Below are 14496 nucleotides of genomic sequence, written 5' to 3' on the forward strand. Positions count from 1 at the left end.
TCTATTATCATAAACCCGTGAAATGACATTTATCACCTGTCCGACGAAGGTTCTATCTGTTCTGGCCGTATACTAAATGTATAGGCTGCATTGGACACATTTAGTTTATATTCATCATTTGCGAGGCCGTTCATACTCCAGCTATCATCTCCCCCAACTCCAGTCTGTCCATAGTCAATATGAAGATATACCGATTTCTTGGGTTTAATGTCGGTAGTATGGCGCTGTTCCTTTTTATCGGAGCCCGAATCAAAATCTGACATTGGATTATGATGGGCTGAAAATGAAAAAGTGGAATTTTGGGAGGCAAAGTTCAAACCTGTTCCAATTTCATTGGTAAAAGAAGCGTAACGCACATCTGTACGATTACCATTTTCTTGAGGTCTTATATAAGGAACATAAAAGTCTTTTACTTTTGATTTGTACTGCCCAACAAATGCCGCAGTTTTTCTATCAACATAGTTTTCTATCGGCCCGCGACCATAATACTTGACATTCTGGTATTGGTCATCCAATACAAAGACCATCCCATACCGGGGCATGTACTTTAGTTTTTCTGGATTTTCTGCGGACAACTTACATGAAACCTTCAAACTTCCGTTTTTGGAAACCGTGTAGACAATGGTATTTTTTGCCTCTAATTTTTTGTAATTGAATTGGTACGTAAATGTATGGCTGCCGTTCTTGTTCTTACTGTGCTCGAAACCGATCAGTTCTTTATCATCAGCTGCAGTTCTGTATCCAAAATAGTCCACCTCTTCTTTTTCTTGGTTCTCCGAGTTCCATGCACCAAAATCGTTGTCAATGGGTGCCCGCCAAAAGGTCATTTTAGCAGGTTCCAACATGATATTCTCACCATCTTTTTTCATCATATCCAATCCAAAACCATCTTGGCCAAACACATAGGTGTAACTTCCAACTTCCACAGTATACCTCTTTTTATCCTTGGAGGCTTTTGCCCTTACTTTGAACTCTTCGGCAAGGAAGTCTTCAAAAGTTGTTTTACCGCCTTTCAATTGAAATTGCTCCATTGCCATTACCTCTCCCTTTGGGAGCAAGGGTTGGTCGCTATTGCCAATGGCAAATAGATTGATAAAATACTCTTTGGATGGATCCAATGAATATTCAAAATCAATGGTTACGGTTTCTGTTTGTTGAGGGGCTATGAAGGGCACCTTCAATTTTAGGTCCGCCACTTTCACTCCATTTTCCAATAGGGTTGCGGTAAAATCGTATCGCTCTGTGGTAGTAAAGAAATTCTCGTTGAAAATTTCATACGTGCTATCATTTATTTTTGAAAACAACACATTTTGATACACTTTTTTCACCTCAAATAGGCCTGGATGCGGAGTAAGGTCGGAAGCCATTAGGCCATTGGCACAAAAGTTTTCATCATTGTGGACATTTTCCGGTTCAAAATCACCGCCATAGGCATAGTACTTTTCGCCATCTTCCGAGGTTTTTTCCAATCCTTGGTCCATCCAGTCCCAAATAAATCCACCCTGGGCCCTGGGTTGGCTTCGTATCCAGCTCCAATAATCCTTAAAGTTTCCATTACTGTTGCCCATAGCATGACTGTACTCACACCAAATAAAGGGGCGTTGCTCATTTAAAGGTCTTTTGTTGTCCTGTTCAATAAAACTTTTTGTCACTCCGTCTTGATGATGGTACATCCAACTGATCACATCGGTAATCCTCCCCTTATAATGGATGCTATCACCTGCCCTGCCCGCTCGCTCATAGTGTACCGGCCTACTTGCATCATTTTTATGTATCCATTTATATGGAATCACAAAATTGTTCCCACTTCCCGCTTCGTTCCCCATAGACCACAAGATAATGGACGGATGATTGATATCTCTTTTTACCATTCGTTGTATCCTATCTAAATGCATTTCTTCAAATTGAGGGTCTTGCGCCAAAGTTTCCCCTTTGCCATATCCGTAGCCATGTGATTCTATATTTGCCTCATCAATTACATAAATGCCATATTGATCACAAAGTGAATACCATAGCGGATCGTTAGGATAATGCGAAGTACGAACCGCATTGATGTTGTATTTTTTAAAGCTTTGGATATCAGCCAACATGGTTTCTTTGGTAACTACATGGCCATTGACTGGATCATGTTCGTGTCTGTTAACACCTTTTAATAATACCGGCTTTCCATTTACTAAAAGTTGACCATTTTTCACTTCACTAGTTCGAAAACCTATTTTGATTTTAGTTGCATCCCATTGTTTACCCTTTTCATCCTTTAAAACCACATGCAAATCATACAATTTTGGTATTTCTGCAGACCAAGGCGTAATATTCAAACCTGTTGTCTCCAACAGTAGATTTGAAATCTCCGCTCCATTTTTCTGTAATTTTCCTTCAAGGGAGGTAATTTCTTCGTCCCCATCCAGAACTTTGGCCAAAACCGTTAGATCTTGCTTTACTAATAGAGTTTTCACCGAGACTGCCAAACTTAGTTTTCCTTTAGCGTAAGATGGTGTTTCCAACGTAGCAGTGGAGCGAACATCCTTGAATCCAATTTTATTGGTTGCGTACAAGACAACATCACGTTCTATACCGCTTAGACGCCAAAAATCCTGATCTTCAAGATAGGATCCATCACACCAGCGATATACTTCAACCGCTATGCTATTTTTTCCTTCTTTCACAAATTTTGAAATGTCAAATTCCGCAGGGGTTTTAGACCCTTCACTATAGCCCGCTTTTTTTCCATTTACCCATAGATAAAATGCAGAATTGACTCCTTTAAAGTGCACATAAACTTGTTTGGAAATCCACTCTTTATCCAAATTGAAACTTCGTTTATAACTCCCGACCGGATTATTGTCGTGAGGTATGTATGGAGCATTTTTTGGAAAAGGATAATCCATATTTGTATAAATTGGATACCCATATCCCCGCATCTGCCAGTCCGATGGTACATCTATATTGTCCCATTTTGATACATCATAGGCTTCTTCATAAAAATTTTCAGGTCTATCGGACGGTTTGGGGGCCCAATAAAATTTCCATGTTCCGTTCAATAATTTATAATGGGGCAGATCTTTTTGCTGAGTTTCCAAAGAGCTTTCATTATAATGCAAAAAAGTAGCATGTGGTTCTTCTGTATTTATTGCTATAACCTTAGGGTTTTCCCAATCTGGTAAATTTTGTGCATTTAAAATGAAGCTTGATAGAACGGTCAGTAAAGCTATAAGTTGTTTTTTGTCCCCCATTTTTTGTTTGTTGAATTATTCAATCCTTTTTAAAGTGAATTTCTTCTAATAAGATTTGATGGAATTATCATCCTTGTTTCTGTTCCATTTTTAACATGATTCGCAGCTATTTTTGCCATTTCCTTAAAATCGATGGACATGGTTGTAATACCTCCCAAAATGATTTCTTTTAATACATTGTCATCGTATGAAACCACTCCCAAATCCTTGCCAAGCACATATTTTTTACGCGTACAGTCCTTCAGGAATTTCCAGAGAGTAGAGTCACTTTTAACAAAATATAAGGTATCGGTTTGTAGCGTTCCAAGAGCATATTTCTCTTCCACACAACCTTTTACCCCATGGGCTTCAATGAACTTTTCGAATGCGTTTCTAACCTCTATTGGAGAATAGTCTGTTTTTGGATTAAACAGCAATATCATCTGCTTATATTTCTTGACCTCTGGCAAAAGCTTCACCAAAAACCCATATGTGGAGTTCTCAAATTCTTGAGCTATGTAGGAATAATCACTCCCCAAATCCAAATATCTATCAACCAACAATAACTTATTAGATGGAATAGTCTGTAGTAAGGGCTTAAGTCGATCATCCTGTATTGGAGCAATTACATACATTCCATATTTACCCTTCAAATTGGAAATCATGGTCTCAAAAATTGAAATATTATTATGATGGAAAAACACATCAACTTGAAACTTTTCTCCTAACTCATTCCTGAAAGTATTATAAAAATCCTCCTGAAAACTTTGAAAAGCAAAAAGAAGCAGTGCTACCCTCAAAACAACACCTGTTTCCTGGCTTACTATAAAATAGCCCTGTTTATCCTTAGATTCAACCAGACCTCTAACCTTTAGTTCTTCGTATGCCCTAACTATGGTTTTTCTGGCATAACCAACTTCTTTGACCATAGTGTTTATTGAAGGAAGTCTATCTCCCACCAACAACTCCTCATCCCCTATGGTTTCTACTATTCCTTGAACAAGTATTTCGTGTTTGGACAGAGAATGACTGTCCTGTAAATTCTGTATTCTATCTAGTAATGGCATATAAACATTAATCGGTAAAGACATAAGTCCCGCTAATTTGAAATGGGCTTATTCAAAAAAAATCTTCAAAGTTAAACCTATCAATATTAAATTATTTAATAACTATTGCGCTTATCCCACAAATTTTAGAGCCAATATTTGCCATATCATCAAAAAAAAGTGCTCAGAATTTTTGACAAATCAAATTTAACATTATTTTCGCATAGTAGCACAATGTATCATAGATTTTGTTATAATGAATTCTTAATCTTGAATACTGCTATTTGCATCTAACTAATTAACTAACATTAACTGTATGAACAACTTTCTGTTTTTAAACAAGAAGTGCGCAATTTATAATCGCGTCTTTTTGACCTTTATCTTGCTTATGGGTGGAGTACTGTTTTCCACCGCGCAAGCCCAAGGTATCACTGTATCAGGAACAGTAACTGCCACCTCAGATGGCCAACCTTTACCTGGTGTCTCCATAGTGGATACCAACGACCCGACCAAGGGTACCATTACAGATTTTGACGGAAACTATTCTATTCAAGGAGTTGAAGGTTCAACTTCATTGAGATTTAGTTACGTTGGATTTAAAAGTGTTGTGGTTTCCGTGAACAACAAAACCACTTTAAATGTGGCCATGGATCAAGATTTTTCAACTTTGGATGAAGTTGTAGTTGTAGGTTATGGAACTCAGAAAAAAGCGACCGTGACCGGTGCTGTTGCCGCTGTTAAGGGTGCTGTTTTAGAGGAATCACCAACTATTAGTGTATCCAACTCACTTGCTGGACGTTTACCCGGTCTTGTAGTCATTCAAACCAGTGGAGAACCTGGAAGTGATGCTGCGAGTATAAGTATTCGGGGAACCAACACCTTAGGGAACAGCAGTCCATTGATTGTAATTGATGGTATTCCTGACCGTGATGGCGGTATTGGAAGACTAAATGGCGCCGATATTGAAAACATATCGGTTCTTAAAGATGCTTCGGCAGCCATCTATGGTGCACGTGCTGCAAACGGTGCTATTATTGTAACAACCAAACAAGGAACAATAGGCAAACCGGAGGTTACATATACCGCAGATTTTGGATTGGCGCAACCGACAAAAATACCGGATATGGCCAATGCCAGTGAGTATGCCAATATTATGAACGAGATTACAATATTCAACAGCAACATTCCAGTTAATGAATGGGGAAGTGCGCTGACTTCATTTAATAACTCTGGAAGCTATACTATTCCAAGTTCCAGTGAAACTGTTAATGCTGCGTTCTCTCCCGAAGCTTTGCAAGGTTACGCACAAGCATCTGACCCCTGGATATACCCTAATACAGACTGGTTTGATGCCACTTTTAAAGATTGGTCATACCAAAGTCGACATAACATTTCGATAAGAGGTGGCAGTGAAAAAGTAAAATACTTTTCATCAATTGGTTATTTTGACCAAGATGCCTACTATAAGAATTCATCCACTAGGTATCAACAATACAACTTTAGAATTAATAGCGATATTGAAGTGAGTGAGCACATCAACGCCAAATTAGGTTTTGCATATCGTAAAGAGGATAGACGCTACCCAACTGAAGGGGCTGGAGCTATTTTCAGGATGCTTATGCGTGGTCGCCCTACCGATCCGGCCATATGGCCTACCGGTGAACCAGGACCTGATATTGAAAATGGTCAACAACCAGTTGTTATCACTACAAATGCCACCGGATATGACAGCCAACCCACAGATTTTTTACAGTTTACTGGGTCGGTTGACATTACACAACCATGGATTGAGGGTTTAAAATTGACCCTGTTAACAGGTATTGACCAAAGCCATAGAAGAAGAAAATTATGGCAAGTGCCTTGGGAGCTCTATTCACTAGATCGAGATACTTATTTGGCGACTGGAGAACCAATCCTTGAAGCTGCAATTCGTTCCAGCTTCACAGATCCAAGGTTAACACAACTTTCTGCCAACAATCTAAATGTGAATCTTACCGCCTTAGTAAATTATGATCGTGTTTTTGCGGATGACCATACCGTAAACATCATGGCCGGTGTTACCAAGGAACGTTTTCAAGGTGAGTTCTTTTCAGCATTTGGAAGAAACTTCATTTCTTCCTCAATAGACCAACTCTTTTTTGCAGGATCTGATGGTACTGTTGTGGATGGTAGTGCTTTCAATAGAACACGTTTAGGGTACTATGGTCGTGTACAATACGATTACAAACAAAAATACTTGGCGGAATTTATATGGAGATATGATGGTTCGTACATCTTTCCAGAATCTGACAGATTTGGATTTTTTCCAGGTTTTTTGGCCGGTTGGAATGTATCCAATGAAGATTGGTTCAATGTAAAATTTATTGATTATCTTAAGCTAAGAGGCTCTTATGGACAAATGGGTAATGATCAGGTAACTTTCGATGGGACCCTTCAAGAATATGCCTATTTATCCACATACGCCCCAAACCAATTTCCTATAAATGGAGCTGTGGCGAATACTCTTGAAGAAGCACTTTTAGCAAACCCCAACTTTACGTGGGAAAGAGCTAACAACTATAACTTAGGTTTGGATGCTTATCTCTTTGATAATAAGTTAAGTGTAGGTTTTGAGTATTTTTACAATAGAAGAGATCAGATTTTGATACAAGAAACAGGATCTACGCCAGGTTCATCTGGTATTGCATCCCTATTACCACCAGTAAACGCTGGAAAAGTAGATAACAAGGGATTTGAGTTTGCCTTGAACTACTACGGAGGCAGTGAAGATGGCTTTAAATGGGATGTAGGGTTTAATGGAGGCTATGCCAAAAACGAAGTAGTCTTTATGGATGAAGTCCCAGGAGCACCAGATTATCAACTGCAGGAAGGGAAACCAATTGGAGCGTATTTGGTGTATGAATACGATGGCGTATTTAGGGATGAAGCAGATATTGCATCAAATACTTTGGATTATAGTGAGGTAACACCAACTTTACGACCAGGTGACATGAAATTCAAAGACGTGAACAACGATGGAGTAATCAATGGGGACGACCAAGTTAGACTTGAGGAAAATATTGTTCCCAAGTTTAACTTCGGGGTCACTTTTAATGCTGAGTACAAGAATTTTAAACTTGCAGTATTGTTCCAAGGGGCCACGGGAGCTTCATTGCCCATTCAAACAGAATCTGGAGATATTGGAAATTATCTGAAATATTCTTTCGACAACCGTTGGAGCATTACCAATCCCAGCAGTGTTCACCCAAGGTTGGCTACTAGGGGAGATACGTATTATACTGGAGGAAGCTTTGGCAACAATACCTATTACTTGTTCAGTAAAGATTATATCAGATTAAAAAACATTCAATTAGCTTATGATTTTTCAGAAAAACTTTTAGAACCTTTTGGTTTAGCAGGATTTAGCATTTATGTAAGTGCGAACAACGTTCTTACATGGGCCAAAAGTGATATATATGATCCGGAATCCACTGTAAACAGTGGACAGTTTTATCCGCAAGCCAGAGTTATCAACACTGGATTTACTTTAAAATTTTAAACTAGCTGTTATGAAAAGAATTAAGAATTGTATCATTTTGGTTGCAATATTGGGAATAATCCCAATATCGTGTTCCGAAGATTATCTGGAAACCAAACCGCTCGATAAGGTGTCCTCAGATACCACTTGGGGAGATGGCTCCCTATCAGAAGCATTTGTGTTCGGTATTTACTCCAACTTAAATTATGGAGGTTTTGAAGAAGAAGGACTGGCTTCTCTAACAGATGAAGCTATGTTCACCCACTCTGGAAGAGGGTTAAACGTAATCACAGAAGGTACGCTATCCCCAACCGGAACAGGAAACGACCGTGTTATTCCACAGTGGGATGAACTATTTTCAGCAATTAGGCAAGCCAATATTGCTATACAAGAGCTTCCAGAAGCCACTTTTTCTGATACGGATTTAAGAGATAAACTTTTAGGAGAATCCCTTTTCTTGAGAGCATATTATTACCATCAGGTGGTTCGTTACTATGGAGGAGCCCCCATTATTGATGCTCCCTATGGATTAGGTGAAGACTATACCATTGCCAGAAATACTTATGAAGAATGCATTAGTTTTATTTTGGGTGATTTAGATCAAGCCATCTCTTTGCTTTCAGAGACCAATGATCCTGGAAGAGCTTCAAGATTAAGTGCCATGGGGCTTAAATCTAGAGTTTTATTGTATGCCGCAAGTGATTGGAGAGATGGAACTACGGTTTCTGGCCAGTCATCAGCACATGCTTCCTATTCAAATTTAGATTTGGTAGCCTATACATCTGGCGATCAAGCTTCTCGTTGGACTGCGGCAAAGACAGCTGCTAAAGCACTATTGGACGCTACCTCTGGCTATAAACTGGACCTTAATGCTCCCGTTTCCGCTGAAGAGGGAACAGAAAATTATATAGCACTTTCCATGGGTGGAGGAAGTGGTGCCGCTGATGCAGCCGCTCATGTGGAACTGCTTTTTGAAAGAACACATTCTCCTTTGTTCACACAGGAAAGCAATTGGCCTCTTGGAGGAATCCATCAAGGGATAAACAATGGCCCTAATGGTTATCACAATTGGGCTGGTAACACTCCTATTCAACAATTGGTTGATGATTATGAAATGATGGATGGTTCCAAATTTGATTGGGAAAACCCCGATCATGCTGCAGCTCCTTATGAAAATCGAGACCCAAGATTCTATGCCACCATCCTTTATGATGGAGCAGATTGGAAACCCCGTCCAAGCGACGTAGTATCCATCGATCCTTATGATCAAATTCAAACGGGATCTTATGACAATGGTGGTACGGATCCCATTCCAGGTGTTGACACGCGCAGCTCGTCCATAGAAAACTGGAATGGCTCCAGAACAGGATATTATGTTCGTAAGTTCATTGACCCAGACCCATCAGTAGTAGATAATATGTCCAGTGCCCAAGTGGTGCCATGGCCATTTATCAGATATACTGAAATTGTGCTGAATTACGTTGAAGCTTGTTTAGAAACAGGTGATGAAGCTGAAGCTACCGCATGGCTCAATAAAATCAGATATAGAGCAGGTATGCCCGCAATATCGGCAACAGGTAGTGAGTTGGTGGATCTTTATCATAATGAACGTAGAGTTGAACTTGCTTATGAGGAACATCGCTATTTTGATGCACGAAGGTGGTTAATCGCCCCAGAAACTTTGGGCAGAGGTATAAAAGTAATGAGACCAGTTGCCACGTTAAAAACAGGAGCTACTCCTCATGTACCATACAGATATGACCCAGAAGTATACGACTATATCTATAACGTAGTTGATAATACCGAAAATGAAACCCGAAGTTGGGATGATAAAATGTACTTTATGCCCATAAGCAGAGATGAAATCAATCGTAATGAATTATTGATTCAAAACCCTGGTTATTAATCCATAATTTTTGAGCCAAATAAGGCATTTTGAGTTTGTTAGTTTTAATACCTTTGGAATCCTACCCTCTTGGGGTAGGATTCTTTCTTTATAACCTTACACCAAAACTATCCTTTATATGAGGTATTTGCCAATATATCTATTAGTGATTACTGTTCTTTTGGGTTGTAAAAAAGATGGCGCCACAACTACTTCAGAAGAAACAAAAGTTGAGCCCACCATCTTTGTATCCATTCCTGCTGATGTTTCAGGAGTATATTTTCAAAACACAATTGAAGAAGGGCCAAACCTCAATGTTTTAATGTATGAATATCTTTACAATGGTGGTGGGGTCGCTACAGCTGATTTAAATGGAGATGATTTAATTGATCTATATTTTACTTCCAATGCAGGAGAGAATAAGTGTTTTCTGAATTTGGGAGGTATGAAATTTAAAGATATTACCCAAAAAGCCAACGTCGGGGGCAGAACTGGGCCATGGAAAACAGGGATTACAGCAGCAGATGTAAACGGTGATGGCAGATTGGACCTATATCTTTGCTATTCTGGTGCGTTGCCCCCTGGAAAAAGAACCAATCAACTCTTTATCAATTTGGGAAACGACCCAGATGGGATTCCAATATTTGAAGAACAAGCAAAGAACTACGGTTTAGATAGCAATGCATTCAGTAATCAGGGATATTTTTTTGATTACGATAGAGATGGTGACCTTGACATGATATTACTCAACCACAATCCAAAATCCTTGCCCGTACTCAATGTGGCCAACACAAAAAAGTTTTTAGCCATCGATGATCCTTTACAGGGAATAAGACTTTTTAAGCAAGAGAATAATCATTTTACCGATGTTACAGTAAGTGCAGGCATTAGCGGCTCTGCCCTAACCTATGGTTTAGGAATCGGTATTGGTGATTTTAACAATGATGGTTGGCAAGATTTTTACGTTTCCAACGATTATGCTGTTCCAGATTACTTGTACATCAACCAAAAAAATGGAACTTTTTTAAACGACCTCGATCAACAACTCTGCCATACCAGTCATTTTTCAATGGGGAACGATATTGCCGATGTCAATAACGATGGCCTTCAAGACATTTTTACTTTGGATATGCTCCCAGAGGACAACCGCAGACAAAAGTTATTAATGTCCCCAGACAATTATGACAAGTTTGATTTAAATGTTAGAAGTGGTTTTCATTACCAGTATATGAGAAATATGCTTCAACTCAATAATGGAAATGGAAGTTTTAGCGAAATTGGCCAACTGGCCGGAATATCCAATACTGATTGGAGTTGGGCTGCCCTTTGGGCAGATTATGACAACAACGGTTGGAAAGACCTTTATATCACCAATGGGTACCTTAGGGATTATACCAATCTCGATTTTATTGATTATATGGATAACTATGTACAATCAAAAGGGCGTCTAGTACGTCAAGATGTATTGGAACTGATCAAAAAAATGCCATCATCAGATCTCAGCAATTACCTCTTCACCTATAATGGTGACAATTCTTACATCAACAACACTAAAAAATATGGTCTTGACCAACCGGCCAATAGCAATGGTGCCGCCTACGCAGACCTTGATAATGATGGGGATTTGGATCTTGTGGTGAACAACATCAACAAACCAGCATCAATCTATCAAAATAATACACAGACCGAGAAATCACATTTTCTAAAAGTAAAATTGGAAGGCAATAAAGGAAACACCCAAGGAATAGGGGCAATGGTTACCATCTATCAGGACTCCTTGCAGCAGACCCTCTCACAAATGCCTACACGAGGTTACCTTTCCACAGTTTCACCTATTCTTCACTTTGGCCTGGGAAATAAGTCTACTATCAGCTCAATTTCAATACGTTGGAATAGAGGTGCAGAACAAACGATAACCAATATAACTTCCAATCAACAAATCATACTAAAAGAAAAGGAAGCATCACAAGGAAATTCCTCAGAATCTGCCAATTCGGTATATTTTAAGGAGGTTCCATCTCCAATCAAATATGTGGACAAGCCCACACAGATTAATGACTTTAAAAGACAATCCTTGTTGATCTCCCAATTTTCGCACAATAGTCCTTGCATGGCAAAGGCAGATTTCAACAGAGATGGTTTAGAAGATATTTTTATCGGGGGGGCAAAAGGAAATCCAGGACAAATCTTTCTACAACAACCAAACGGAAGTTTTTCAGAATATCCCCAAGCTTCATTGATAGTGGATAAAGACTACCATGATTCAAGCTTGGGGATATTTGATGCCAATGGAGATGGAAATCTAGATCTTTATGTAGCAAGTGGTGGATACCACAATTTTGAGCCCAAAGACAAAATTTTACAAGACCGTCTATATCTGGGTAACGGAAATGGTAATTTCACAAGAAACACAAACGCACTGCCCCAAATGTTTACAAGTAGTGGTTCCGTTGCCATAGCTGATATCGATAATGATGGAGATAACGATATTTTTGTTGGAGGCAGGGTAATTCCTGGACGATATCCAGAAAATCCCAAAAGTTATGTATTGGAAAACGATGGCAAAGGAAATTTTAAAGATGCTACCGATAAATTTATTCCTGCAGCCAATGAAATTGGAATGGTTACCGATGCCATATGGACAGACCTAAACAATGACGCTTCACAAGACTTGATAATAGTCGGCGAATGGATGCCGATTACCATATTTGTAAATCAATCAGGAAAACTGAAAAACCAGACCGAAGCATTTTTGGATAAAGATTATAATGGTCTTTGGAATTCTATAGATTCTGGTGATTTTAATGACGATGGCAAAGCAGATTTTATTATTGGAAATTTGGGAATAAACTCTCAGCTTAAGGCATCTTTTGATGAGCCAGCAACAATGTACTACGACGATTTTGACAACAATGGTTCTGTTGACCCTATTTTGAATTTTTATATACAAGGCAAAACATATCCATACGTTACCCGAAACGAACTTTTGGGTCAACTGGCTTATTTGAGGCCGAAATTCACTACGTATGACAGCTATGCAGATGCATCAATGCGCGATATATTCACTGAACAAGAATTGAAAAAAGCTAAAAAACTATCTGCAAATTACTTACAGACTACTATGCTTTTAAGTAGTCCTGATGGAAAATACGAAACTATTCCATTACCTGAGCAAGCCCAATATTCTTGTATCCATCAATCGGTAATCCATGATTTTAACGGTGATGGCAATGAGGATTTGCTTCTTCTTGGCAACAATGAGTTCTTCAAACTCAGATTAGGAAAATTTGATGCCAACCATGGGGCTTTGTTTTTAGGAAATGGCAAGGGAGATTTCTCCTATGTGTCTCAATTTAAATCTGGATTACAACTAAAAGGCGATGTAAGAAGTGTAATGAGAATTGAGGACACCTTTTTCTTCGGAATCTCTGGAGAGAAAGTAAAAGCAATTAAAATCAACAAGGAATAAGTATTTGTGATGAGAAAAATGTACATACCAAAAATTTTAGGTGGTGCTACAATGCTGTTCATCTTGGCATTGGCAGGTTGCAACTTGAATAAAAAACCAATCTCCGAAACAGAAGCTGCAATCAAATGGGCAGAAATGACAAACTATATTACCCAATTCACCCCTTCCAATTCGCCAACATTTGCTTCCAGGGCATACGCCTATATTGCCCTCACCATGTATGAATCCGTGGTTCATGGTTCTCCTGAATATAATTCCATGGCTGGGCAATTAAATGACTTGGAAAAACTACCAAAACCTACTCCTAACAAAGAATATAGTTGGGTATTGGCCATGAACGCAGCACAAGCACAAATTACCAAATCAATCTATCAACAGACTTCAGATGAAAACAAGCAGAAGATTGATTCCTTGGAAAAATCACTCTTTGAACATTTTTCGGATACTATTTCAAAAGAAGTCGCCAATCGTTCCCTACAATATGGCAAAAAGGTGGCCAATGCAATTTTTGAATGGTCAAAAACTGATGGTGGACACAGAGGATATTTGGATAATTTTGATAAAAATCTAGTGCATCCTGATTTTCCAGGGTCATGGAAACCCCCACTTTATGCACAATCTTTCAGTCATCATCCCTTGCATCCACATTGGGGAAAGAATAGGACTTTCGTAAAAGCAAATCGCGAAATTCCCACTCCCTACATGATTCCTTATGATACCATTCCGGGTTCTCCGTATTACAAACAATTTTTAGCCGTTTATAAAAAGGAAAGAGAACTTACCCAAGAAGAAAAAGAAGCTGCCATTTGGTGGGGAGATGATCCAGATGTAACTTTCACCCCGCCGGGACATTCGTATTACATCGCCACAATTGTAATCAATAAAAAGAAACCTGACTTGATACATACTGCAGAAGCCTATGCTAAAACCGCACTAGCAGTTGCAGACTCTTTTATAAAGTGTTGGGAATGGAAATTCCATTTCTTTTCTGAACGCCCAAACACTTATGTTCCAAAATTTATAGATCCAGAATGGGAATCATTCTGGCCAGACCCTCCTTTTCCGGCTTTTCCATCTGGACATGCGATTCAAGCAGCAGCTTCGGCAACTATTTTGGAAGACACATTTGGAAAGCAATTCACTTTTGTCGACAGAGCCCACGAAGGTCGGGAAAGAGATGAAGTACGGGATACCGATTTTGTTGTACGAACCTTTGATTCTTTTTGGGAATTTGCCCAAGAAACTGCTGACTCCAGATTTTATGGAGGCATACATACGTTTCAGGATAATGACATTGGGCTTGTTAATGGGGCTCTAATCGCAAAAAATGTAATTGCTCTTGATTGGAAAAAGTTATAGACCAAGTA

The 14496-nt window shown here is 39.0% G+C and carries 6 protein-coding genes; 4 read left to right on the forward strand and 2 right to left on the reverse strand.

Translation table 11 applies throughout. From position 1 onward, the window contains the following. Positions 1 to 32: 32 nt before the first annotated feature. Positions 33 to 3233, reverse strand: a complete 3201-nt coding sequence (gene lacZ, locus HJC33_RS01870) for a beta-galactosidase, LacZ type (protein ID WP_171657087.1) — start codon at positions 3231 to 3233, stop codon at positions 33 to 35. A 29-nt stretch (positions 3234 to 3262) separates the two neighbouring features. Beyond that, positions 3263 to 4279: a GntR family transcriptional regulator gene (locus HJC33_RS01875; protein ID WP_171657088.1), complete on the reverse strand. Its 1017-nt coding sequence runs from the start codon at positions 4277 to 4279 to the stop codon at positions 3263 to 3265. A gap of 367 nt (positions 4280 to 4646) precedes the next feature. Between HJC33_RS01875 and HJC33_RS01880 the strand changes: the two genes are divergently transcribed. From HJC33_RS01880 to HJC33_RS01895, 4 genes are all read left to right on the forward strand, one after another. After that, positions 4647 to 7796: a SusC/RagA family TonB-linked outer membrane protein gene (locus HJC33_RS01880; RefSeq protein ID WP_246245460.1), complete on the forward strand. Its 3150-nt coding sequence runs from the start codon at positions 4647 to 4649 to the stop codon at positions 7794 to 7796. Positions 7797 to 7806: 10 nt separating this feature from the next. Then, positions 7807 to 9681: a RagB/SusD family nutrient uptake outer membrane protein gene (locus HJC33_RS01885; protein ID WP_171657090.1), complete on the forward strand. Its 1875-nt coding sequence runs from the start codon at positions 7807 to 7809 to the stop codon at positions 9679 to 9681. A 118-nt stretch (positions 9682 to 9799) separates the two neighbouring features. Continuing rightward, a complete protein-coding gene (locus HJC33_RS01890; protein ID WP_171657091.1) occupies positions 9800 to 13129 on the forward strand; it encodes a VCBS repeat-containing protein in 3330 nt (1109 codons plus the stop codon). Positions 13130 to 13147: 18 nt separating this feature from the next. Then, positions 13148 to 14488, forward strand: a complete 1341-nt coding sequence (locus tag HJC33_RS01895) for a vanadium-dependent haloperoxidase (RefSeq protein ID WP_171657092.1) — start codon at positions 13148 to 13150, stop codon at positions 14486 to 14488. Positions 14489 to 14496: the final 8 nt, after the last annotated feature.

The sequence above is a fragment of the Flagellimonas amphidinii genome, assembly GCF_013090115.1.
Lineage (GTDB): Bacteria > Bacteroidota > Bacteroidia > Flavobacteriales > Flavobacteriaceae > Flagellimonas > Flagellimonas amphidinii.